Origin of the sequence: Psychrobacter sp. UBA3480 (assembly GCF_002377945.1) — a bacterium.
Classification (GTDB): domain Bacteria; phylum Pseudomonadota; class Gammaproteobacteria; order Pseudomonadales; family Moraxellaceae; genus Psychrobacter.
In genome coordinates this window covers 140683-167013 of record NZ_DFQV01000015.1, presented here as the reverse complement: position 1 = coordinate 167013, position 26331 = coordinate 140683, and the positions used below count along the sequence as shown (strand labels likewise).

At 43.2% G+C, this 26331-nt stretch carries 18 protein-coding genes; 14 read left to right on the top strand and 4 right to left on the bottom strand.

The window, feature by feature from the left end:
* Positions 1-50: 50 nt before the first annotated feature.
* From gltB to B2863_RS06015, 3 genes are all read left to right on the top strand, one after another.
* Entirely contained in the window at positions 51-4514 is a 4464-nt protein-coding gene (gene gltB, locus B2863_RS06025) for a glutamate synthase large subunit (protein WP_296208222.1), read from the top strand.
* A gap of 231 nt (positions 4515-4745) precedes the next feature.
* A complete protein-coding gene (locus B2863_RS06020; protein WP_102090376.1) occupies positions 4746-6167 on the top strand; it encodes a glutamate synthase subunit beta in 1422 nt (473 codons plus the stop codon).
* Between the two features lie 289 nt (positions 6168-6456).
* Entirely contained in the window at positions 6457-7668 is a 1212-nt protein-coding gene (locus tag B2863_RS06015; RefSeq protein WP_296208221.1) for an FUSC family protein, read from the top strand.
* 80 nt (positions 7669-7748) lie between these two features.
* Here the strand turns inward: B2863_RS06015 and B2863_RS06010 are convergent, their stop codons facing one another.
* Positions 7749-8882, bottom strand: a complete 1134-nt coding sequence (locus tag B2863_RS06010) for an ABC transporter substrate-binding protein (protein ID WP_296208220.1) — start codon at positions 8880-8882, stop codon at positions 7749-7751.
* A gap of 375 nt (positions 8883-9257) precedes the next feature.
* Between B2863_RS06010 and B2863_RS06005 the strand changes: the two genes are divergently transcribed.
* Positions 9258-10085: a 3-oxoacyl-ACP reductase gene (locus tag B2863_RS06005; RefSeq protein WP_296208219.1), complete on the top strand. Its 828-nt coding sequence runs from the start codon at positions 9258-9260 to the stop codon at positions 10083-10085.
* A 201-nt stretch (positions 10086-10286) separates the two neighbouring features.
* Here B2863_RS06005 and B2863_RS06000 read toward each other — a convergent pair whose 3' ends face one another.
* Complete coding sequence (locus B2863_RS06000) at positions 10287-11117, bottom strand: HAD family hydrolase (protein ID WP_296208218.1); 831 nt, start codon at positions 11115-11117, stop codon at positions 10287-10289.
* Positions 11118-11417: 300 nt separating this feature from the next.
* Here B2863_RS06000 and B2863_RS05995 point away from each other — a divergent pair, with 300 nt between their 5' ends.
* The 4 genes from B2863_RS05995 to B2863_RS05980 all read left to right on the top strand — a co-directional run bounded on the left by B2863_RS05995 (position 11418) and on the right by B2863_RS05980 (position 14290).
* Positions 11418-11924 (top strand): hypothetical protein, encoded by a 507-nt coding sequence (locus B2863_RS05995; RefSeq protein ID WP_296208217.1) that lies wholly within the window; start codon positions 11418-11420, stop codon positions 11922-11924.
* Positions 11925-12376: 452 nt separating this feature from the next.
* Complete coding sequence (locus B2863_RS05990; protein WP_296208215.1) at positions 12377-12850, top strand: BLUF domain-containing protein; 474 nt, start codon at positions 12377-12379, stop codon at positions 12848-12850.
* A 373-nt stretch (positions 12851-13223) separates the two neighbouring features.
* Entirely contained in the window at positions 13224-13703 is a 480-nt protein-coding gene (locus tag B2863_RS05985) for a BLUF domain-containing protein (RefSeq protein ID WP_296208213.1), read from the top strand.
* A 107-nt stretch (positions 13704-13810) separates the two neighbouring features.
* A complete protein-coding gene (locus B2863_RS05980; protein WP_296208211.1) occupies positions 13811-14290 on the top strand; it encodes a BLUF domain-containing protein in 480 nt (159 codons plus the stop codon).
* Between the two features lie 128 nt (positions 14291-14418).
* Here B2863_RS05980 and parC read toward each other — a convergent pair whose 3' ends face one another.
* The gene (parC, locus tag B2863_RS05975; protein ID WP_296208209.1) at positions 14419-16725 is read right to left on the bottom strand and encodes a DNA topoisomerase IV subunit A; all 2307 of its coding nucleotides are present in this window, start codon (positions 16723-16725) and stop codon (positions 14419-14421) included.
* A 457-nt stretch (positions 16726-17182) separates the two neighbouring features.
* On the opposite strand from parC, the gene B2863_RS05970 reads away from it, so the two are divergent.
* The 6 genes from B2863_RS05970 to B2863_RS05945 all read left to right on the top strand — a co-directional run bounded on the left by B2863_RS05970 (position 17183) and on the right by B2863_RS05945 (position 25776).
* On the top strand, positions 17183-18976 hold the full coding sequence (locus tag B2863_RS05970) for a vWA domain-containing protein (protein ID WP_296208207.1): 1794 nt from the start codon (positions 17183-17185) through the stop codon (positions 18974-18976).
* A 353-nt stretch (positions 18977-19329) separates the two neighbouring features.
* Positions 19330-21057: an AMP-binding protein gene (locus B2863_RS05965; protein ID WP_296208205.1), complete on the top strand. Its 1728-nt coding sequence runs from the start codon at positions 19330-19332 to the stop codon at positions 21055-21057.
* Positions 21058-21566: 509 nt separating this feature from the next.
* The gene (locus B2863_RS05960; RefSeq protein ID WP_296208204.1) at positions 21567-23366 is read left to right on the top strand and encodes an AMP-binding protein; all 1800 of its coding nucleotides are present in this window, start codon (positions 21567-21569) and stop codon (positions 23364-23366) included.
* A gap of 181 nt (positions 23367-23547) precedes the next feature.
* A complete protein-coding gene (gene rph, locus B2863_RS05955) occupies positions 23548-24264 on the top strand; it encodes a ribonuclease PH (RefSeq protein WP_057761673.1) in 717 nt (238 codons plus the stop codon).
* A gap of 118 nt (positions 24265-24382) precedes the next feature.
* Positions 24383-24874 (top strand): hypothetical protein, encoded by a 492-nt coding sequence (locus B2863_RS05950; protein WP_296208203.1) that lies wholly within the window; start codon positions 24383-24385, stop codon positions 24872-24874.
* 263 nt (positions 24875-25137) lie between these two features.
* On the top strand, positions 25138-25776 hold the full coding sequence (locus B2863_RS05945; protein WP_296208201.1) for a hypothetical protein: 639 nt from the start codon (positions 25138-25140) through the stop codon (positions 25774-25776).
* 111 nt (positions 25777-25887) lie between these two features.
* Here B2863_RS05945 and hemJ read toward each other — a convergent pair whose 3' ends face one another.
* A complete protein-coding gene (gene hemJ / locus B2863_RS05940) occupies positions 25888-26322 on the bottom strand; it encodes a protoporphyrinogen oxidase HemJ (protein ID WP_057762639.1) in 435 nt (144 codons plus the stop codon).
* Between the last annotated feature and the right edge of the window lie 9 nt (positions 26323-26331).

Here is a 26331-nt window from a genome sequence, read left to right as displayed (position 1 = left end):
ATACTCCGCATTGGAAATGTAAGTTGCCCGTCTACTTAAAAGGACAAGCTATGTCAATGATTTCCTCACAAACACACCTGGCCACGCCAGATGATTTTTCTGATAATTGCGGTTTTGGCCTAATTGCCCATATTGAGGGTGAAGCGAGCCATGATTTGGTGAAAACTGCCATTCATAGTTTAAGTTGTATGACACATCGCGGCGGTGTTGCTGCTGACGGTAGAACTGGTGATGGTTGTGGCTTACTATTAGCGACGCCTACCGATTTCTTTAAACAGATTGCTGACGAGCAGCAATTTGCCATTACGGACAACTTTGCTGTCGGTATGGTGTTCGTGAATTTAGATAGCGATAAAGCCAAGCATAGCCAGCAAGTATTAAGTGATGAGATTACAGCCCAAGGATTAGAAGTGGCTGGCTGGCGTGATGTACCACTTGACTTGAGTATTGTTGGTGAGATTGGTCGTGAGACATTGCCAGACTTTAAGCAAGTGTTCGTTAATGCGCCAGATGATCTAGCTGCTGATGATTTCAACCGTAAGCTGTTTGTTGCACGTAAAAAAGCAGAGCAGCGTTTGACGGATGATGAGCTATTTTACGTCTGTTCATTGAGTTGTCAGACCATTATTTATAAAGGCTTGGTAATGCCTTCAGATTTACCAGCGTTTTTCTTGGATTTGCAAGATGAGCGTTTGGCCTCACATATCGTAGTATTCCATCAGCGTTTCTCAACCAATACGTTACCGCGCTGGCCACTGGCACAGCCATTCCGTTATCTTGCGCACAACGGTGAGTTAAATACCATTACAGGAAACCGCAACTGGTCTAAAGCCCGTACGCCAAAGCTAAAATCAGACAAACTGCCTAACTTGAATGAGCTGACACCACTTGTAAATAGTACCGGCTCTGATTCATCTAGCCTAGATAACATGCTTGAAGTGCTTATGTCTGGTGGTATGAATCTGTTCCATGCGATGTCTATTTTGGTACCGCCAGCGTGGCAGAATGTTGATAGCATGGACATGGATCTGCGCGCGTTTTATGAGTTTTACTCACAGCATATGGAAGCGTGGGACGGTCCAGCAGGTCTAGTCATTCAAGATGGACGCTATGCGGTCTGTATGCTCGATAGAAACGGTCTGCGCCCATCACGTTGGGTAACCACTAAGAACGGCTATATCACTGTTGCATCAGAAGTGGGTGTTTGGGATTACGAGCCACAAGATGTATTAGCAAAAGGTCGCGTTGGACCTGGTCAAATGCTGGTCATTGATACGTTGACTGGTCAAATTCTAGATACGACCGCTATTGCAACTTTACTAAAAACGGCGCATCCATATCGTAAATGGTTGCGTGAAGAAGCAACGCGTGTTCGTGATGATGAACGTCTAGAAGAGGCGTTGGCAACGCAAGCGTGCCGCGGTGATAAGCTAAAAGCGCTACAAAAGATGTATCACATCACCAATGAAGAGCGCACAGAAATTATTCGCCCTAATGCTGAAAATGGTCAAGAACCAGTCGGCTCAATGGGTGACGATACGCCAATGGCTGTACTGTCGCAGCAAATCCGCCATGTCGGTGATTTCTTCCGCCAACAGTTTGCACAGGTGACTAATCCGCCAATTGATCCATTACGTGAATCAATCGTGATGTCGTTGCAGACTTGTTTAGGCGCTGAGACTAACGTATTTGCGCCATCTGCGAGAGATGCTCATCGTATTATTTTGTCATCGCCAGTATTGTCAGCCAGCAAGATGCAGCAGCTTGAAACTTTGGATGATCCAGCGTTCAAGATGGCTCGCATTGATCTGAACTATGACCGTACTTTAGAGCTATCTGATGCTATCGTGGCTATTTGTGAGCAGGTGGCAGATAACATTCGCTCGGGTAATACGTTGATTGTCTTGTCTGATAAAGATATCGATACAGACAAAGTACCCGCCAATGCCATTATGGTGACTGGTGCTGTGCATCATTATCTAATCGCGCAAGGTATTCGTACCGATGCTAACTTAATCATTGAAACAGGTCTGGCCCGTGACTCGCATCAAATAGCAGTATTGATTGGCTTTGGTGCAACTTGTGTATATCCATATCTGGCATATGATGTCATTGATGATTTGGTCGCGACTGGTGAGCTACTTGGTGACCCAATTCAAGCCCGTGTTAATTTCCGCAAAGGCTTGGATAAAGGTTTGCTAAAAATCTTATCAAAAATGGGTATCTCTACCATTGTTTCTTATCGCGGCGCGCAGTTGTTTGAAGCGGTTGGCCTATCAGAAGAAGTCGTCAATTTATGCTTTAAGGGCGTACAAAGTCGTATTAAAGGTGCTACCTTTGCCGACCTTGCAGCTGATCAAGCACAATTGGCTGCCAATGCGTTTAAGCGACGCGCTCCTCTAGATCAGGGCGGTCTGCTCAAGTTTGTCTTCAACAAAGAGTACCATGCCTTTAACCCTGATGTGATTAACAGCCTGCATACCGCGGTACGTACTGGTGATTACGATAATTACCGTAATTATGCTGATCTAGTTAATAGCCGTCCGGTCGCGACCTTACGTGATTTGTTGCAACTGAAAACTGACAACAGTATCGATGTCAATGAAGTAGAAGATATCTCTGAAATCTTGACGCGTTTTGACTCAGCTGGCATGTCACTAGGCGCGCTATCTCCCGAAGCGCATGAGTCGATTGCGATGGCTATGAATACCATCGGTGGTCGCTCAAACTCTGGTGAAGGCGGTGAAGATCCTGCGCGTTATGGCACATTGCGCAACTCAAAGATCAAGCAAGTTGCTTCTGGTCGTTTTGGGGTAACGCCTGCTTATCTTCGCTCCGCTGAAGTCATGCAGATTAAAGTAGCTCAGGGTGCCAAGCCTGGTGAAGGTGGACAGCTACCTGGTGGTAAAGTCAACGCGCTGATTGCACGTTTGCGTTATTCAGTGCCAGGTGTGACCTTGATTTCACCGCCGCCGCATCATGATATTTATTCTATCGAAGATTTGGCACAGCTGATTTTTGATTTGAAGCAAGTCAATCCAGATGCATTGGTATCGGTTAAATTGGTCTCACGTCCAGGTGTTGGCACGATCGCGACAGGCGTTGCAAAAGCCTATGCCGATTTGATTACTATCTCGGGCTATGACGGTGGTACAGCAGCGTCTCCGCTATCGTCTATCCATCATGCAGGTTCGCCATGGGAGCTAGGTTTGGCTGAGACTCATCAGTCCCTACGAGTGAATGGGTTACGTGATAAGGTACGTGTCCAGACTGACGGTGGTCTAAAAACAGGACTGGATGTAGTAAAAGCTGCTATCTTGGGTGCAGAGAGCTTTGGCTTTGGTACCACGCCGATGATTGCAGTTGGTTGTAAGTACCTACGTATTTGCCATTTAAACAACTGTCCGACAGGTGTTGCTACTCAAAAAGCCAAGCTGCGTGACGAGCATTTCATTGGCGAAGCAGAAATGCTGATCAACTTCTTTAAGTTTGTCGCGACCGAAACACGTGAATGGTTGGCAGCGCTAGGTGTTCGTAGTATGGAAGAGCTGGTCGGTCGTACTGACTTGCTTGACATTCTAGAAGGCAATACTGATAAGCAGCGTCATCTTGATTTAACACCATTGCTATTTAGTCACCCAGCTAGTGTGGGCAAAGCACAAACTTGTCAGGTTGAGCGTAATGAACCGTTTGATAAAGGTTTGCTTGCTGAGCAGATGATTAGCGATATGCTTGTGAACATTCGCAAAGGGGCGGGCGGCGACTATAGCTATTTCGTTGGTAACTGTGACCGCTCTATCGGTGCTCGTATTTCTGGTGAGATTGCGCAAGTCTGGGGCAACCTTGGCATGAGCGATATGCCAATTAAGCTTCGTCTAACTGGTACGGCAGGGCAAAGCCTAGGCGTATGGAATGCTGGCGGCCTAAATATCGAGCTTGAAGGCGATGCCAACGACTATGTAGGTAAAGGCATGGCAGGCGGTGAGATTGTTATTTATCCGCCAAAAGACTCAAACTTTGTAGCACAAGAGACGGCCATCATTGGTAATACCTGTCTCTATGGTGCAACTGGCGGTAAGTTATATGCTGCTGGTACTGCAGGTGAGCGTTTTGGCGTCCGTAACTCTGGCGCACATGCAGTCATCGAAGGCACAGGCGACCATTGCTGTGAATATATGACGGGCGGTATCGTTACGATTCTTGGTCGTACTGGACTCAACTTCGGGGCTGGTATGACGGGTGGTTTTGCGTATGTACTCGATATGGAAGGCGACTTCTTTGACCGTTGCAACCATGAGCTAATCGATCTAAACCGTATTTCAAGCGAGCAAACAGAAGAGCATCGCATTCATTTGCAACAAGTGATAGAAGCTCATGTAGATAAAACAGGCAGTGCATGGGGTCAGACAATTCTGAACGACTTTGAGCACTATGTTCGTAAGTTCTATTTGGTTAAGCCAAAAGCGGCGAACATTGCAAGCCTTCTTAAAACTACCATGGCCGACCCACAATAGCCGATACGTAACTGCCTATTGTATCAATGGAATGCATTGATGGATTGTATTGATGGATCGGCAGTCGCTTTAATCAGGTTAGCCAGCGTTCCGTTTTTAGAGACGTTTTAACTCACAGGTTTTCAGCAGGTACGTGACAGCAGCGATATATGTCTTAAATTTTAGGCAAACCAAACATCGCTGACTGTTGCCACCCACTGCAAAAGAGCCTTATATAAAAGAGATAGCACCATGGCAAAACGCTTAGAAAATAACTTCCAGTTTTTAGATGTACCGAGATTTGATCCAACCAAAAAAGACATTGCAACGCGTTCAACAGAGTTTGTTGAAATTTATAAACCTTTCGAAAACGAAGCTGTTGCTCAGCAAGCGCATCGTTGTCTTGAGTGTGGTAACCCGTACTGCGAGTGGAAATGTCCAGTACACAACTATATCCCTAACTGGCTAAAGTTGGCGACAGAAGGTCAGATATTTCAGGCAGCTGAACTGTGCCACCGTACCAATACCTTGCCTGAAGTGTGCGGACGAGTTTGCCCACAAGATCGTCTATGTGAAGGCGCTTGTACGTTAAATGATGGTTTTGGTGCAGTGACCATTGGTAATGTTGAAAAATATATCAACGATACTGCGTTTGCACTTGGTTGGCGTCCAGATATGTCTGAAGTCGTTTGGACAGATAAAAAAGTCGCTATCATTGGTGCAGGACCAGCAGGTCTGGGTTGCGCGGATATCTTGGTCAGAAATGGTGTCAAACCAGTCGTCTTTGATAAGCGTCCTGAGATTGGCGGCTTACTGACCTTTGGTATTCCTGAGTTCAAAATGGAAAAAGACGTCATGCGCAATCGCCGCGTGATCTTTGAAGACATGGGTATCGAATTCCGTTTAGAGACAGAGATTGGCACAGACGTCACCATTGATGAGCTATTGGCTGAGTATGACGCAGTGTTTATGGGTATGGGCACATACACCTATATGCGTGGCGGCTTTGCTGGTGAAGAGCTGACGGGCGTCTATGATGCACTAGATTACCTGATTGCCAACGTGAACCGTTGCAATGACTGGGAAAAAGACGCTGAAGAGTACATCGACTTTAAAGGTAAAAAGGTGGTGGTACTCGGTGGCGGTGATACTGCAATGGACTGTAACCGTACCAGTATCCGTCAAGGCGCCGAAAAAGTAGTTTGTGCTTATCGCCGTGATGAGGAAAATATGCCAGGTTCACGCCGTGAAGTGGTCAATGCTCGCGAGGAAGGCGTCGAGTTCTTATTCAATCGTCAGCCAACCGAAATCATTGGCTTAAACGGTAAAGTTAACGGCGTAAAAGTTGTTACTACTCAGCTAGGTGCACCAGACAACCGTGGTCGTCAACGCCCTGAGCCAATTCCTAATTCTGAAGAGATCATTCCATGTGATGCAGTCATCATGGCATTTGGTTTTAGACCAAGTCCTGCTGATTGGTTCGAGTCTCAGCAAGTGGGGATGGACAGCTCTGGTCGCGTACTAGCAGCCGAAAAGCAAACCTTCAAATTCCAGACCCAAAATCCTAAAATCTTCGCTGGTGGCGATATGGTGCGTGGTTCTGACTTGGTTGTGACAGCGATTTGGGAAGGCCGCGAAGCTGCGGAAGGTATTCTAGACTACCTAGAAGTGTAATACGCTAGCGCAATAGACTATTATTCATTAACACTGACGCAGTTCTCAATGAATAATTTGATGAGTCATTTGATAAGTAATCTTCAATAGCGTAGATTTCAATATAGTGTGCTAGGATATTTTTTATAACGCCTTTTACCTGTGAATAATAGGTAGAAGGCGTTATTTTTTGCCCGTCATTTTGCTGATAGAATATTAACTTATACTTACCGCTAGTTAGTGAGATTTTCTAATAAGCCTTTATTAAAATGTCTCACTTAAATATTCCACTCAAAAAGAGTAGCCTTGCGTGAAACCCACCCTTTATCAGCGTATCACTGCTCCATTTGTCGAACCCTATGTTCGCTACCAACATGCAGATATCCTACATGCCACACGCCTAGGTACGGCTGTGATACTAGCCCTATTGGTCAATAAAATCACCAATCTTCCGCACGGTGAATGGACGACCATTACAGTATTTATTATTCTAGGGTTATTGCAATACCAAGGCGCTATTTATACCAAGGCAAAAGAGCGCGTGATCGGTACTTTATTAGGTATTGGTACTGCGCTTGGGGTGCTATGGTTTAATCAGAATGCGGGTGCATGGCTGTGGGTAGACTATGCGCTCATTGGTCTGCTTAGTGGTATCATTGGCTATCTAGCCGTCAGACAGCTTGGGTATACAGGGCTGCTAACGGGCATCACAATGTTGATGATTGTCTCTGATTTAGGCAATAATAGCATTGGTCAAGATGGTATCTACCGCGCCTTAAATATTTTACTTGGGACAGGCGTTTCGGTAGCAGTGACGCTGATTTTGCCGCTCAAATCAACGTTGATGTGGCGATTCTTATTGAGTAGTAACCTTGACGCTTGTAGTAGTCTCTATGCAGGCGTAGGTCATCATATCGACGCAACGGATGGAGTGGTGGACGACTCTGTTCAAAAGTTAAACCCAGCAGCCTTTCCTGTTAAGGAAGTACCCGTTGATAGGGCATTGGTCACAGCGTTACAGCAGATTAATAAACGTCTGCTGGCTGTGCGACCACATATCGCGGCGACAGCCAGTGAGTCAGGAATCGAAAAAGAAACGCTAGAGACGATTCAGCGTACCCACCGCAATATTATCGGGACGATTGATTTACTACTAAGTGCGGCACCGCGCTTGGCAAATATCGAGATTGATGAAGAAAACCATGTTTTATTGGTACATTATCAGCATGAGCTAACCCAAGCAATGCAGCATATGGCAGCGGTATTACGTAGTCCAAGCGATGAAGTATTTCGACCCATTACTCGTATTGCTGTTTCAGAGTATCCAAGCGTACAGCACCTAGCGTTTGAGTGGCAGGGCTATTTTTGGCTGACCCAAACCTTGCAAACTCAGTTGCAGCAGCTGAGTGATTTATTACAAACATCGAAACCGCATTGGTTTGCTGCATCTGGTCTGGGCTATCAACGCCGCGAGCAGCGCCGGATGAAAGAGCAGGGCGGCGAGACAGATTTACATTTATAGCGCAAAAAAACGCTGACCATTTAGGATCAGCGTTTTTATTTTAAAAGATTACTTTATTCTAAAACGCTAAATTAAAACTATTAACGACCAGTCTTTAGCTTATCCCAGTACTGTTGATACACTTGCAACGCTTCATCGCCTACATCTTCTTGGAACTCAGCTTTTGCTAATACTTCTTTGGAAGGATAAATCGTTGGATTGTTTTGGACGCTCTCATCCATCAATTCTCGCGCTGCTATGTTTGGTGATGCGTAGCCAATCTCTTCGCTGACGATTTTTGCATTTTCAGGACGCAATAAGTAATCAATAAATTTATGTGCTGCATCAACTTGCTTGGCATTTTTTGGAATGACAAAATTGTCCATCCATAAGATAGCGCCTTCGGTTGGATATTTATAAACCAAGCTGGTCAAACCTTCGTCATTGGCCATGACTGCTTCACCATTCCATGTCATACCAAGTGCCGTCTCACCTTCGATATATGGCATACGTGTCGCATCAGAGTTAAAAGTTTTGACGTTTGGCATCAACGTGGTGAGCTTATCGTAAGCGGCTTCGATTTCGTCAGGATTACTACTATTACCTGAGTAGCCAAGAGTTAGCAGTGCCATACCAAAGACTTCACGCACATCATTAGTCAGCATCACCTGACCCTTATACTTAGGATCCCATAGGTCATTCCAGCTATTGACAGTTTTCGGATCGACACTGTCACCGTTAATGGCTAGACCGGTGCTGCCCCACATATAAGGGATAGAGTATTTGTTATCAGGATCGACTTTGGTATTGGTAAATGAGGTATCAAGGTTTTTGAAATTGCTCAATTTAGATTTATCTAGTTCTTGCAGTAGTCCTTCTTTCGCCATTTTTTCGACATAATAAGTCGATGGAATCGCTAAGTCATACTGACTAGAATCATCGAGTAGTTTGAGCTTGGCATACATCGCTTCGTTAGAGTCAAATGTGGTGTAATTAACTGAGATGCCAGTTTCTTCTTCAAAACCATCTAAAATCTCTTGCGGCATATATTCTGACCAGTTGTAAAGGTTCAGCGTCTCATTGCTCGACGCAGCACTGCCATCCGCTGCATTATCAGAGTTGCTACAGCTGGCAAGCACCAAGCCGACAGCCATTGCTAACAATGCTTTTGGCACTATACGACCGACACTAGCCGAGGTGTGAGTAGTTGGATGGGACGATGATAAATGGGTCAAAATATCTCTCCTAAATAAAGATAATGCAAATCAGAAAAATTCAATAAAAAAGCCAAAAAGATAAAAGCCTGATATGGCCAATAAAACTATTATGGTCATTCATTTATACAATTTAAAGGGTTATTATTAAGGCAATGCTTAACAATACTAATAAAAATAGCCAGTTGGGCTAATGAGATGAGTAGCAAAACTAACTTAATGACAGCTAATTGTGAGTAGAACTGCTAGCGAGCTGCTAATGTCGAATCGAAAAAACATAGTATATAACCATGCTATGATTGGCGCAGACTGAAGTATGACGAACATCATCTAAGCAGATGTAAGCCTTTGGCTTTAAGACACCAACCATACCATAATAATAAAGGATACAGCACAATGACCGAAAGTACCTCAACTCAAAACGCCTTGAATAAGAGCCACTCAGTTATACCAGCATTGCTTACGGATAAAGTTGCCATAGTCACCGGAGCCAGTCGTGGGCTTGGTGCACAGATTGCACAGCAAATGGCGGCAGCAGGTGCTATCGTTTGCGTCAACTACCTCAATAGTAAACAGGCTGCTGAGACGATAGTGGCTGATATCATCGCGACAGGCGGTCAAGCATTTGCTTATCAGGCGGATGTCACCGAGCTTGAGCAAGTACAAGCCATGGCAGCTGAAGTCATCACTCGTCATGGTCGTATCGATATATTGGTCAATAATGCTTTACCAAGTTATCAGTTCAATCCAAGCGCTGCGTACACCAGTATTGAAACAGTAAAGTGGTCGCATTTTTCGCAGCAAATGGACGGTATCGTCAAAGGCGCAGTCAACACGGTGCAAGCGGTGCTGCCGCAAATGAAAGCGCAGCAAGTAGGCAAAATCATTAATATATCGACCAATCTTATCTACAACCCAGTGGTTACCTATTATGATTACACCACGGCTAAATCAGCATTGATTGGGCTAACACGCAATCTCGCGAGCGAGCTTGGTCAATATGGTATTCGGGTTAATTTGCTGGCAGGTGGATTATTAAAAACTACCGATGCAAGCAGCTTAACCACTGAAGAGGTATTTGACTATATCGCGACTACAACGCCGCTGCGCCAAGCGACTTCGGTAGCTGACTTTGCCAATTCAGTATTGCTCATGGCATCTGATTTGAGCATGGCTATTACTGGACAGTCTATCGCTGTTGATGGTGGCTTGACTATGCCTTAACTGATGCCTTAGCTAATGCCTCAACGCTCTATTGGATTTGTAGAAGAAAAGAAACGATCGTCGACGTAATGAAATCATCACCGCTCCAGCTTTCATTTGTATTTTCTATATAAAACTAGTCCATAATAAGAAGCCCTTACTAGCGACCTAGTAAGGGCTTTTTTTAAATAAAAGTTAATGGCTTTATGTACCTGAAGAGTCTTACGACTTCATTGCTAACTGATTAAGCACGGTTTGAATACCATACTCTTCGATCGTCCCAGTGACAAAGTCAGCGCGTTCTATTAAAGCTGGCTGTGCATCTCCCATTGCCACAGCAAACCCAACCAAGTCGAACATTTCTAAGTCATTCATACCATCACCAAATGCCATACATTCGCTTGCATCTACCGCATAGTACTCGCACATATCTTTGATACCGCGAGCTTTTGACGCATCTGCTGGCAAGATATCGGCACCAATCTGATGCCAATGTACTAGCTTTAAATCATACTGAGCAAAGTCGATATCCTGCATTTTTTCTTGCTGATTATTAAAAAATACCGAGCACTGATAGACGGTATTTGTTTTGTAGTACTCAGGGTCAAGGATCGAGTTGGGCGTGACCGCATTGAATTCGCGTAAACGTTCATTTTCACCTGACCACGCGATATGAGTGGCAGAGTCAAACTTATGAATCAAATCACTCTGTTGACACAGGCGTACGATTTTATCTGTCTGTTCAGCAGTTAACGGGTAGTGGCTGATTCGGCCGCTTTTATCAAAACTATATTGTCCATTCATACAAATAATGGCGTCCAATATATCTGCATCAAGCAACGTTAGAATGTCTTCAGGCAATATGGCTTTAGAACGACCAGTCGAAATCACTAGTTTAATATCGGTATCTGCAAGCTGCTCAAGCGTCGCTTTATTGTGTTCAGCGATAATGCCGTTACGGCTCAAGGTATCATCGATGTCAAAAAAGATGATTTTGGGGGTCGAAATCTTAGTAGTCATACTTTCTTTGGCAATCTTATCTTCGATAAACATGATGATCCTATTATTTTTAGTCGTGTAGATACAATGATTCAGATACTACTACAACATACCCAATCAGATAAATACCTATCGAGTAACCTATGATGCTACAAGTATGCTTATTGAGTCAGCATTAGCATAGTGATCTGTGAAATTGCTCATAGCTTGTCCAGAGGATTAACAAAAATGCTAAACGATATGATTAACTTAACCGTGTCTATTTATTATAAAGTTATATTCAATTATCAAAAATAATCTACGAAATAAGATGGACTATCGTTATTAATGCATCAGTTACCTAAAGGAACAAGTATGAAATTCTTTACCTTAAAATCGGTTACAGTTTGGGCAACCTTGGCTTTATCTGCCAATGCTCTTGCAATGGATGTTGAATTTAATGATGCTGCTTGGGATGGCAAAAAAATACCTGAGGGGCAGCAATGTCTGAATTATGATGGCAAAAGTCCAGCCACGCCTAGTATGACTGTTTCAAACATTCCTACAGGCGCGGAAAGCTTGGTATTCGTCTATAACGATGTAAGCAACAAACGTATGCAGCATGGTGGGCATGGTATCGTCGAGTTCGCGCTACCAGAGGGTGCTACGAGCGCAGAAGTGCCAAGAGTATTTGGTCATACTTACGAAGTACCAGTCGGTATTGAGATGGTCGCAGAATACCGTAACCGCAAAGGTGAGGTGGGCGGTGCATATAAGCCGCCTTGCTCTGGCGGCAAGAACCATCTGTATACGGTAGATGTACAAGCATGGCAAGGCGATTCGGTACTTGCTGAAACAACCGTTGAGATGGGTCGGTATTGATACGTTAGCTATTCAATTAATATGCAGCAATTAGTATGCAACAAAGTCGTCTATACAACACTATTTATACATAGCATAGACGGCTGTTTATTGAGGGTGGGTTGTGTTTTACATACCTATAAATGCGTTAACTCAACAGACATTAAAGACCCTGATAAATGCTTGTAGAGTTTAGTCTATAAGTAAACATGACTTAGTCATATAAGTGCGTTGAGGCAGGGCTATAGGAGAATATAGATTAGGCTTGTTAACTATTGGAATAATGCCAAGATACTGAACGTGACAACTTTGTAGTATAATTTTACTACTATGGATATCGGTATACTATATCATTGAAACTTCTATGTTATAAATCTAAAAAAATCATAGCAAATGGTAAAAAACGTTATTAATTATACTTTATCTTAAAGTATACCTTGATTTGAATGAATTTTTTATAAATAAGGTTTCTTATGAACATAACGGCAAGCCAACCTTCAGAAGATAGAAAAAGGCATGGCGAACATATTCTTATCCACATGACATATATCGCCAAAAATGTCGATCTAGATTCGGGGATTGAGCTGACTCGCGCACTTGAGTACTGGCGCAGATATTTTGAAGAAAACGATATCGTTTCAGCTTTAGTCATTAGCGAAGGTTATTTCGTTCAAAGTTTCCAAGGAACAAGACCTGCTATCAATACTGCCTTGGAAAAGATACTTGACGAGCATTCCACTATTGTCCCTAATATTGTGAATATAGAGGAAATAGAATCGCGCCAATGGAATGGGTTTTTAGTTAAACATCTAACCTCAAGTGTTGAAGACGAAGAGCATGCCCTAAAGAACTTTTCAGCAGGCTCTGACTATAATCCTTATCTAATGAAAAGCTCTCAGATTGAAAGCTTCTTGAAGGCGGTTTTTGAAAATGCTGAATCTAATTAATTTTTAATGAGTAGCATTTATTTCTTAAGCATTTGCCTCTTAAAATAGTTAATAGATACTTGTCCTAGATAGAATATAAAAGCCGTCTATACCTTTGTATAGGCGGCTTTTTGTTGAAAGCAAGTTAGCAGTAGCGGTACAGGATGTTTTCTTAGCAACTGGATAAAATATTGGCGGATGTTCATAAGTGACTATTCATACCTGACTCTTGCAGAACTTAACTACTAAAGACGCCTTGGTGATACCTGTTTTTGTCATATTATTTTAAGGTATAGATGATAAGAAGTTGGTCAATTCCTAAGAGTTTTATTGATTATACTTTATGATAAAGTGTATATTAATTTATATACCTATTATATAAATGGATTTTCTTATGCAAATAACGACCAGTCAAACTTCAGAAAATAGGAAAAGACATGGCGAGCATCTGCTGATTAGCCTAACGTATATCGGTAAAAACATCGAAATGAAAACAGGTATAGAGTTGACTCGTGCTCTTGAACAGTGGCGAAGATACTTTGAGGAAAGCGGGTTAGTTGCAGCGCTTGTGATCAATGACGGTTACTTTGTTCAAAACATTCAAGGCTCAAGACCGGCGGTCAACGCTGCTCTAGCGAAGATAATTGATGAGCATTTCAAGATTATTCCTAATGTTGTCAAGGTGGAAGAGATAGAAGCGCTTCGATGGGATGGATTCGTAACCAAACACCTGACGGAAAGTGCCGAAGATGAGGAGTATGCCTTAAAAAGTTTCTCAGCAGGTTTTGATTTCAATCCTTATCTAATGCAAAGTACTCAGATTGAAAGCTTTTTGACAGCGATATTTGAAGGGGCTGAATCCGATAGGTTTTAGATGAGTAGCATTTACATATCATAAGAGTCATCTATTTTAATTGGCATAAAAAAGCCGTCTATAAAGTGTCTTTTGATTTAGATAATTTTTTATAAATAAGGTTTCTTATGCATATCACTACCAGCCAACCTTTAGAAGATAGAAAAAGACATGGTGAGCATATTACTCTAAGCCTAACGTATATTGGCAGAAATAGTGACAGTAATAATGGGATAGGGTTGGCTCGTCTGCTTGAGCAATGGCGAAGAAATAATGAAAAAAGTGGTGTAACCTCAGCGCTTGTCGTGAATGACAATTACTTTATTCAAAATATTGAAGGTCCAAGACCTCTTATCAATGAAATACTAGTAAAATTAATTAGTGAGTACTCTTACCTAGTACCCCACCTCAGTGAGATTGAGGAAATAGAAGAACGTAGGTGGGATGGGTTTTTAATAAAATATTTAACATCAAGTGCAGAAGACGAAGCATATACCCTAAAAAGCTTCTCGGCAGGTGCTGACTTTAATCCGTATCTAATGAAAAGCACTCAGATTACAAGCTTCCTGAAAGCGATCTTTGAGGATGCTGTATCTAATAAGTCTTAAATAATTTCTTTATTTTGAGTAGCGTAGAAAAGCCGCCTATACGTTTGTGTAGGCGGCTTTTTAATAGGAGCTGTTTAATTTTATTAGCTAGATTTTGAACTAGGATTTCCAAAATTTAAATAGTCAAACTACCCAACTTCAACACTCGTTACGTTCTGAAAGCCTCTTGGCAACTGTCCACCACGATTACCGCGAACACCCGTATAGTTAGCCAAATCATTTGGCTTGAGTGTCACATGGCGTTTGCCAGCAGTGATGACAAGACTGTCTTGCTGACTAAGTGGTGTGATAGCGAGCACTTCTTCACCATCTTTTAATTTAATAAGTTTGTTCCCTTTACCGCGAGCTTGTTCAGGCAAATCATCAAGGGCAAATATCAGTAGATACCCTGCATTGGTCGCGACAGCAACATGATCAGGTGTCACACGCACATTGCTATTTTCACCTTCGGTATTAGCGGCCGTCTCTACTGGCGCATCGATACGTGCAACAGGGAGCAGTCGACTGTCAGTTGCTAGGTTAATGACGTTTTTACCAGCTTTTTGATTGCTATCGAGGTTGCCAATGGTATTGATAAAACCATAACCTGCTGAACTAGCAAGGATAATACGTTGCTCGTTATCACCCGTTAATAGCTGCTCAAAGCTAGCGCCTGCTGGCGGCTTTAACACACTGGTTAGCGGATCACCTTGACCACGCGCAGACGCTAAATTATGCGCATCGATACTGTAACTGCGTCCAGTGCTGTCGAGCACGTAGATTCGCTCGTTAGATTTGCCGCGCACGTGTGCTTGATAGCTGTCACCTGAGCGGTAACTCATACCAGCAGCATCGACATCATGACCTTTAGCGGCTCGAATCCAACCCGCTTTTGATAGGATGGCAGTGACCGGCTCACTTGGTACGAGATCTGACTCTTTTAATGCTTGTGCTTCTTCGCGCTCTGCCAATGGTGATACACGCTCATTGCCATGTTCTTTCATATCGGCGGTAAGCTCATCGATCATCAGATTGGTTAGACTGTCTGGATTGTCTAAGTACTCTTGAATGATGGCACGTTCGGCAGCGAGTTCATCTTGCTCGCGGCGCAGCTCAATTTCCTCTAATTTTGCCAACTGACGCAAACGAATATCCAAGATAGCATTGGCTTGAATGTCAGTCAGGTCATAGTCCTGCATCAAGGTCGCTTTTGGATCGTCCTCTTCACGAATGATGCGAATCACTTCATCAATATTCAGATAAGCAATCAGCAAGCCCGCCAAGATATGCAAGCGTTTATCAATTTTATCGAGGCGATATTGCAGGCGGCGCGTGACCACCGAGCGGCGACAGATTAACCATTCTTCCAAGACTTCCTTTAGGTTTTTCACCTGAGGCTTACCATTTAAGCCAATCATATTCATATTGACGCGGTAATTGCTTTCTAGGTCAGTACTAGCAAATAGATGACTCATGACACGATCGACATCGACCCGCGTTGAGCGCAACTCAAGGACGATACGGCAGGCATTTTCGTGATCTGATTCATCGTGAATGTCGGTCACCCAAGGCAGCTTCTTATCAGTCATAAGCTTAGCAATTTGCTCTTGGATTTTGTTGCCTGAAACTTGGTAAGGAAGCGCGTCAATAATGACGAGATTTTTTTCTTTAGGGTCAACATGAAAGGTGGCGCGCATCTTATAACTGCCGCGTCCAGTCTCGTACATCGCTTGCAAATCTTTTTTGCTAGTGATGATTTCAGCAGGTGTCGGCAGATCAGGTGCTGGTATTGATTGGGTAAGCTGCTTGATCGAAAGCTCTGGGTTTTTGAGCAAACGAATGGCCGCGCGTACCACTTCATTAAGGTTATGCGGCGGAATGTCTGTTGCCATACCGACTGCGATACCCGTTGTACCATTTAATAAGATATTAGGCAGGCGGGCAGGTAGGGTAGTTGGCTCTTGCATCGTGCCATCGAAGTTATCTTGCCAATCGACCGTGCCTTGTCCGAGTTCTGCCAGCAACGTATTGGCATAAGCCGACATTTTGGCTTCGGTATAACGCATCGCTGCAAAGGATTTCGGATCATCTGGGCTACCCCAGTTACCTTGACCAGAGATAAGCGGATAGCGATAGCTGAACGGCTGAGCCATTAGTACCATGGCTTCATAACAAGCGCTATCACCATGCGGATGGTATTTACCCAATACGTCACCGACCGTACGCGCAGACTTTTTCGCCTTGGCAGAGGACTTTAGCCCAAGCTCGCTCATAGCATAGACGATGCGACGCTGGACAGGTTTTAGACCGTCAGCGATATTTGGCAACGCCCGATCCATAATGACGTACATGGCATAGTTGAGGTAGGCCTGCTCAGTGAATTCTGCGACTGAACGAGTATCCATCGGCTCATTGGGAATAATTGGGGCGATCGTATGATCAATAACATCAGACATAAAATAGGATTCACTTATCAGTTTTAATAGGTATAGATAATTGGTTCAAGCATACAAATAGGATAGTGCTATCGTAAAGGATATTGCACCAATTAAAAAGACGTATATCAGAATATACGACATCTCGTGACGTGCTTAAAACAAGCGCTTATAAGGGTCTTTTATAGTGTGGTGATTCATAGCTTTTATAGATCAAGTTAAGTATAGTAAATCTAATATTTGTTTTTTATATGGTTAATAGATGTCTTAAGGTTGAATCCTTTCTATTTAAGATATTTTGTCTATCATCAATCCAAAAACAGTAGGTACAGAATAGTTTTAATGCAAAATTAACAACTGAAAGTATGACAGCTAATAGACTGAATAAGGCGGCTGCTTTGCCTATTTAAATAGCGTTAACCATGTATTGACACGGACAAGTCGCTACTGAATTATCTTACAATAAGGAATTTCTGTTATGTCATTTGACCCTTTATCTAAAATTTCCGCCTCTACAATGCTGAAAAACGAAAGTAAGCACATAGGGAAAAACACTACTAGAAATGTACTATTGATTACTGCTATAACCAGTCTAGGATTGACAGCCTGTAGCCCTTCACAAATGAGCAAAACGCTACCAGCCGAGACAAGCAGCACAGTCAATCAAGGTGCAGCAGTGGTGTCAGAGTCTATCATGGCGTCACCCAGTGTTAAGCCCTCAGTCATCAGCCAACAGATGATGATACGTTCTGCGGCGCAGACAGGTATCGTACGCCCATTACCGAGCATCATAGTCACGCCAGAGGCAAAAGACAACTATCAAAAAAACGCAGCCAATCCTGTACATCGAACTACGGATATGGCGGTATCAACCTTGTCTATCGATACCGATACGGGCAGCTACGCCAATGTGCGCCGCTATTTAAACGAGGGTCAACTACCACCTGTTGATGCCGTACGGGTAGAGGAATTGATTAATTATTTTAACTATCAATTTGATGATAGCAAACGTTTAGGTAGTGCCCCGTTTGTTGTATCAACTGAAGTAGTGGATTCACCTTGGGATAGAGCAGATCAGGATAATAAAATCGTCAAAGTCGGTATCAAGGCCGTTGATAATAGCTGGTCGCAAAAAACAGATAAGCAATCTATGCCACCTGCCAATCTCGTATTTTTGGTAGACGTGTCAGGCTCTATGTCGTCACGCGATAAGCTGCCATTGGCACAGTCTTCGCTTAAGCTGTTGACAGAGCAAATGCGCGCCCAAGACAGCATCAGTATCGTGACCTATTCAGGTAGTACTAGTGTGGCATTGCCTGCGACCAGTGGTGACCAAAAAGCAAAAATATTGGCTGCGATCGATGGGTTAAACGCCTCAGGCTCAACCAATGGGGAAGATGCTCTGAAATTGGCCTACAGACAAGCTGAACAAGGACTAAAAAAGAACGGTATCAATCGAATAATGATGCTAACGGATGGCGATTTTAACGTTGGTATTAGTGATGTCGATGAGATGCTTGATTTGGTCAAAGCCAATCGCGATCGCGGTATCTCTTTGTCTACCGTTGGCTTTGGTCGTGGTAATCTGAATGATCACATGATGGAACAGATGGCGGACAACGGCAATGGTAATTACAGCTATATTGACAGCTTAACTGAAGCAAAAAAAGTCTTTGGGGATGAGTTAGCAGCGACATTTAACACCGTCGCTAAAGACGTAAAAGTCCAAGTTGAGTTTAATCCTGATGTGGTGAGTGAGTGGCGCTTGATTGGTTATGAAAATCGCGTACTGGCTGAAGAAGACTTCAATAATGACAAAATTGATGCAGGGGAGCTCGGGGCAGGCAAGGCAGTTATCGCCTTGTTTGAAGTGACACCAAAAGGTCAAAAAGGGTTATATAGCGATCGCCGTTATGCTAATAGCAATGCCAGTATTAGTTCGAATAACAAACAAAACTCTAATGAGCTTGGCTATCTAAAAATTCGTTATAAAGCACCGACAGGAGGTAGCTCCAAACTGATTAGTCAACCGATTAATAAAGCCAGCCACGCTTTAAATAAAGCCAGTATCGATACCCAGTTTGCGATGGCAGTAGCAGGATTCGGTCAACGCTTGACTCAAAGCGATTATATTAATGACTGGCAATACAGTGATAGCACTAAGCTTGCCAAAAGTAGTATCGCAGATAGACCAAGTAGCGTTACTGATGGTACTCGTCGCAACTTTGTGACGTTGACTGAGCTGGCGAGTGCGCTAAAAAGTAGCCGATAGTGAACAGATATCGTGTCGGGATGGTCATTAGGGAGCAAAAGTCAAGGGTCATATCTTCTAATAGCTTGACTGAGATTTTTAATCTAATATATTGATATTTATAGGGATATTGAGCGTCAAGCCTATTTGAGAACTGGTGTAGCAATCTTTTGTATTGAGTACTATGTATAAAGTGTGTATGTTAATGAACAAAGGGCTATTTACCGCTATATTGTTCGCTCAGCACTATACAAATATGTCGCAGCCTTGCTTTTTATCATAACGATAGGCAAGACTCTGACGTTTTGTATATTTATCACACTGTGATTGGCGTGAGTTGACGGTAATGTATTATTACTAGGAGAGAAAAGATTATGGAAAATCAAGGAAACTTAACCCGTCGTGACGATAAAGTTTGGCTGAAAACGTATGAAGAACTTGGTTTGGAGTATGACATTGAGTTGCCAGCCGACAATACGTCACTTATCGATATTTTCGAAAAAAGCTTCGCTGAAAATGCTGATAAAACTGCCTATATCTGCATGGGTTCATCGTTAAGCTTCCAAGAAGTAGATTTATACAGCCGTCAAATGGCCGCTTATCTACAGTCATTAGGATTGGTCAAAGGCGATAAAGTTGCCGTCATGATGCCCAACATTTTGCAGTTACCAATCTCTGTCATCGCTGTACTACGTGCAGGCTTTACCTTAGTCAACGTCAACCCTCTGTACACTACCAGAGAGCTTGAGCATCAATTGACCGATTCAGACGCCAAAGTGCTAATCATGGTCGAAAACTTTGCCAAAACCTATCAAGACATCGGTCGCAATGTGGTCGATAAAGTCGTGATTACGGGTATGGGCGATTTGATGGGTACGCTGAAGGGCTTTATGGTCAATACGGTCGTCCGCCATGTCAAAAAAATGGTGCCTGCCTATAGTATTAGCAATAGCATTACCTTCAAAAGTGCGCTGAGTCATAGCGCTGCGAGTAAATATAAACGCCCAAGCAATATCACGCTCGATGACATCGCCGTCCTACAATATACCGGTGGTACGACAGGTGTGGCAAAAGGCGCAATGCTGACGCACAAAAACTTAGTCGCAAATTTAATTCAATCTAATACCTTTTTGGGCACCGCTTTTGATGATTTCGATCAAAGGGGTGAGCAGCCTGTCATTATGACAGCATTGCCGATGTATCATATTTTCTCATTTACTGTGTGCGGCATGTTTGGTTTATATCGCGGTTGTGTGGTGCTATTAGTACCAAACCCACGCGATCTTGACAGCTTATTAAAAGCATATAAAGCCAATCCACCAGCATTCTTCCCAGCGGTTAACACGTTGTTTAACGCGCTTGCCAATAACGAAGAATTTATCGCGATGGATCATAGCAAGCTGCGTCAATCAATGGGCGGCGGCATGGCAGTACTGAGTCCAACTGCTGAAAAATGGCGTCAAGTAACGGGTAATATCATTATCCAAGGTTATGGATTGTCTGAAACAGCACCGGTTGCGACTTCTAATCCTAGCAATAGCAAAACATTCACAGGTACTATTGGTGTGCCGATGCCAGCGACTGATGTTGCTATCTTAGATGATGCTGGTAACGAAGTAGAGCTTGGTGAGCGCGGCGAGATTAGTGTTCGTGGCCCACAGGTTATGAAAGGCTACTGGAATCGTGAAGATGCTACCGCCGAAGTGATGACCGCAGACGGATTCTTCCGTACTGGCGATATCGGTATCATGGCTGACAATGGCTACGTGACGATCGTTGACCGCAAAAAAGACATGATTTTGGTTTCTGGTTTCAACGTCTATCCGAACGAAGTTGAAGAAGTCATGGCTGGCCATCCTAAGATTTTAGAATGTGGTGTCATCGGTATCGAAGACGAGAAAAGCGGTGAGATTCCTAAGATCTATGTTGTCCGTAACGATCCAAGTCTGACTACCGAAGAAGTTCTTGAGTACGGTAAAGAGAACTTAACAGGTTATAAGCGTCCTCGTCGTGTTGAGTTTATTGACGAGCTACCAAAATCGAACGTTGGTAAGATTTTACGTAAAGATCTACGCGTACTTGAAGAAAAGAACCACGGTTAATTTGCTGATACACGTACCTAGAGAGTTGTTTGATAGCTGCGTGTATTAACTAAGGGCACATGTGAAAGTATCGCTCGATTAGATACTGTAGTAACTAAAGTAGTAACCAAAAATGATAAGGCTGCAACCATGCTGTCTTATCATTTTTTTGTCTTTATCGCTTTTGATATTTGCGGATGACAGCTACTATTAATAGAGAATATCTATTAAAACTGCTATAGTGCCCATCGACGTATTTTTGTTTTTATCCAAAAAATCGTACTGGTTTTACTCAAAACAATAGGCGAAATCATGGTAGTAAATATCGTTTTCGACTTGGTCGTGCTGAGTGGTAGTATTATTTATCATAGACTTAGTGTCGTCCTTTAATTTGCAAAGCTTATGAATGACAAACCCGATCATACTTATCTGTTTCTTATTCATAAGCTTCTGCTGTCAGCAATAATCATAAAAAATGGTGTTTCCATTAGCATATTCAATGTTTTTAACAGTAACATTTAGGGAAAATTATGACGGATAATATTAATAAAAAAACGACAGATAATAGCGCTATAACTGATGATAAAGCTAATACTACTAACGACGCCTATCAAAGCAATGCGTTTCCTACTATGCCGACCATCGACAGCGATAGTCCGTGGCTGAGCGCTTATGAGCGCTATAGCATCGATGCTACTATCGAGATGCCAGAAGACAGTACCTCTCTACTTGATGTGTTCGAGCGTAATTTTAGCCGTTATGGCCAAAAACCTGCCTATATCTGCATGGGCTCATCGATTACTTTTAAGCAATTAGATCTATATAGTCGCCAGATTGCTAGCTATTTGCAGTCAATAGGACTGGTCGCAGGCGATAAAGTTGGGGTCATGATGCCCAACGTCTTGCAGTATCCAGTAGTCGCTTTGGGTATCATTCGCGCAGGGATGGTGTTGGTCAATGTAAATCCTCTATACACCAGTCGTGAGCTGTCACATCAATTGCATGACAGTGGTGCGAAAGCGCTATTTATCGTTGAAAACTTTGCTAAGACGTATCAAGATGCCGAAGACAAAGGTCAGGTAGAGCATGTAGTCGTGTGTACCATTGGCGATATGCTAGGTACGATTAAAGGAGCCGTGGTCAACCTCGTGGCTCGTCATGTCAAAAAGATGATTCCTGCTTATAGCATACCGAATAGTGTGAGCTTCAAGCATGCCTTAAATGCTGAGTCAGCCAGCAAATACCAGCGCCCTGAGTTGAACTTAAGCGATGTGGCCTTGCTGCAATATACTGGTGGTACGACGGGAGTCGCGAAAGGGGCGATGCTGTCTCACGGAAATCTAGTTGCCAATATGCTACAGGTCAGTGCGCTGATGAACAGTGCATTTGATGATGATATAGATGGTAGAGACGTGATTTTGACCGCACTGCCGCTATATCACGTATTCTCATTTATGGTCTGCGGTATGTGTAGCATGTACCAAGGTTATGCCTCGCTACTCATTCCGAATCCGCGCGATCTTGATGGGCTTATCAAAGAGATGGCCAAGTACAAGCCAGCGTTTATTCCTGCTGTAAATACCTTGTTTAATGGCTTAGTACACAAAGATAACTTTGCTGATTTGGACTTTTCTAATCTAAAAGCGTCTATCGGCGGCGGTATGTCAGTATTACCAAGTGTAGCCAAAGAATGGCATAAAATCACTGGTCTGCCTATCGTTGAAGGTTATGGCTTGTCTGAGACCTCACCTGTGGTGGCTTTTAATCCGATGACCATTGCGGAATTTACTGGAAAAATCGGTATTCCTGCGCCTAGCACCGATATCGTACTCATTGATGATGACGAAAATATAGTAGCCATGGGCGATCGCGGTGAAATCTGTGTAAAAGGTCCACAGGTCATGATTGGTTACCAGAATCGTCCGAAAGAAACTGCTGAATCCTTTACGGCTAGCGGTTACTTAAAAACGGGCGATATCGGCATCATGGACGAAAAAGGCTTTATCAAAATTGTCGATCGCAAAAAAGACATGATTTTGGTGTCTGGTTTTAACGTCTATCCAAACGAAATTGAAGAGGCGATGAGTGAGCATCCAGCAGTCGTAGAATGCGGTGCTATTGGTGTACCGAACGATGATCGCGGCGAAGAACCAAAACTGTTTGTGGTCAAAAAAGGCGACGTGACTGAAAAAGAGCTACTAGAATATGGCAAAAAACAACTGACTGGCTATAAGCGCCCACGTCATATACAGTTCGTTGACGAATTACCAAAGTCGAACGTTGGCAAAATCCTACGTAAGGAATTGCGTAAGATGGAAGGGTTAGAATAGTTTATATCTGACATTCTATTGATAATGGTGGCGTAATGGCAGGAGCGAATCTTGCTATTGCGCCGTTGTCACGTTAGGATATCTTAAGATTTTAGTCGACTACATACCTATCAATGTGTTTGCTGACAACTGATAGGTATTTTTATGACACTGCTTTTATAACATTGTACTAGGAATTTTTATGCGTATTGACAATCGTGAGCTTGACCAACTTCGCTCGATCAGCTTTGAGCGCCATTATACGAAGCATGCTGAAGGGTCAGTATTGGTAAGTTTTGGCGATACCAAAGTACTATGTACTGCCAGTGTAGAATCTGGTGTGCCGCGTTGGCTCAAAGGTAAAGGCAAAGGTTGGATCACAGCCGAGTATGGTATGTTGCCACGTGCGACCAACACGCGTAATCAGCGTGAAGCGGCCCGCGGTAAGCAGTCAGGTCGTACGCAAGAGATTCAGCGTTTGATCGGTCGTAGCTTACGTGCCATGATTGATCTGAGCAAACTTGGTGAAAACACTATCTATCTTGATTGCGATGTGTTGCAAGCGGATGGTGGTACTCGTACGGCGAGTATCACTGGTGCTGCGATTGCGCTTATCGATGCGCTAGAGAGTATCCAAAAGGCTAAGAAACTAAAAGCAGATCCGCTAATCGGATTGGTTGCTGCGGTTTCCGTTGGTATGAAAGATGGCGAAGCATATCTTGATCTGAACTATGAAGAAGACTCTAGCTGCGATACCGACTTGAACGTCGTAATGACTCAAAAAGGCGAGTACATTGAGCTACAAGGTACTGCTGAAGAAAAGCCATTCACTCGTGCTCAAGCAGATGCTATGCTGTCGTTAGCTGAAAAAGGCATTGCTGAATTGATTAAAATGCAACAGACGGCGCTTGGTTGGTAGACTAGCGTTTAAATACAACACACTGTCTTTGTTTTTAGTGTCAATAACTGCCTGTTAGCTGCTAATAGGCAGTTTTTTAATAGAAAATATTCGTACATTACGTAATAGGTAACAACACATGCTAAAGCTGACTGATGATGGCGCCAAAATCACCTTACAAGGGCAATCAAATGCTGCTGATAATGGCATGTTTTGGTTTGGTTCTGCATTATTGGTCGGGGCCGTCGCAGTCGCCATGGCGATGAGCCTATTGCCTGAGCGTCTAGCTATCGGTGCGCTTGCACTGCTTATCATTGGTAGCTTCATTTTTAATAAAAAGCGCCAACAGCATAAAAAAGCCATGAGCGGTATGATTAGCAGTGGCACATTATGGGTAAGGGCTGGCGAGTTGGTCCATGACAATCTAGGTAAGCGTGAGCATATTCATTTAACGGATGGTGATAAGATAACGCTGATTGGCGAGCAATTACAGATTGTCGATAGCAGTGACGTTCGCAAATATCATATTACTGGTTTCGAGAGTGCTCAAGAAGCAAAAGCTGCGAAAGCTATCTTAGAAGGGCAAGCGCTAACGAAACGCCATGTAAATATCAGAATGAAGAGTAATTAGTATCTTTTCTTAATTTCATACTTTACCAAAGTATAGCTATTATCTTCGTGTTATCTAACTTTCTAACTCAAATATCATTTTAAATCTCACTCGACGTATCTCTCCAATATTGTCATCTATCAGTATATTTATACCGTCTATCACCTATCGCAGGCGAATAGTGCTTGCAGATTTGTGCGCAAATGGTTTATAAGTAGGATTATAAAATTTATCCTTCTTATTATTGATACTGTCATTGAGATTTAGTTGACAAGGAGTTAGTCATGCTGCGTTTGTCTATACCGTCAGTCGCCGCGTCGTGCGGTTTTTTACTATTTACCTGCGGCATGGTAGGACAAGCCCATGCAGATAGTATGAGTATGCTTATCGCCCAAAAATCTATTCAACCAACGATGAATACGTCCTATCGTTATCCTGAGGTACAGCGTTCAGCACCTACAGTCTTACCAGCGTTTTTATCAGGCAACTATGACAATGTCGATAGCGAGTATCTACCTCTGCTGAGTAATGCAGAGACGCAGAGTAGTATGGCAGCACGCGAAGTGGTCAGTACCGCACGAAAAATGGCACTTAACGAGCGTACAATTATTCAAGGTGGCTGTTGGGACTATTTAAATGCGGTATTTAATCGGGCAGGGGTATCGCGTAATACCATACATAAAGGCACTTATGCGCAAGGGCCCTATGCTAGTAGCAGCGAGATTGAAGCAGGCGACTGGCTCTATTATATCAATCATGGTTACAATGGCGTTGAGCATAGTGGACTGTTTGTCGGTTGGGTCGATGAGCGTGCCAAGCAGGCTTTAATACTGAGCTATGCTGGCGAAAATCGCCGTGAACCAGCTCGTTATCGCGTTTATGACTTAAGCAATGTTTATCAAATTATGCGCCCTAGTGTTTAGTGTTTGATATTTCCAGTTTGACACCATGTTCTATAAGTGAATAAAAAAGCGTCCGTAACTCATTGAAGTTACGGACGCTTTTATTTTGCATGTTGAATGGTTTTTCTGAACCTAAAACGGTTTTACCACGACTAGAATCACGATAATCACTAAGGCAAAGACAGGCACTTCGTTAAACCAGCGCCAGAATTTATGCGTTTTATAGTGTGGATTATCTATCAGCTTTTTACGATAAAAGCCGCAAGCACCATGATAGCCTGACAGCAGCACTACTAATAGTAATTTGACGTGGAGCCAGCCTTGGGTTTTATAGACATCCCAGCCTAGTCCTAACATCCATAGACCAAAGATCCATGTCGCTATCATCGATGGGGTCATGATACCGCGATATAGCTTGCGCTCCATAATGGCAAAGCGCTCATGACTGATGCTATCGTCGCTCATCGCATGATAGACGAACAGGCGCGGCAAATAAAATATCGCCGCAAACCAGCAGACCATCGAGATAATGTGCGCCGCTTTAATCCAGTTAAAATAATCTGCCATCATAGTTTC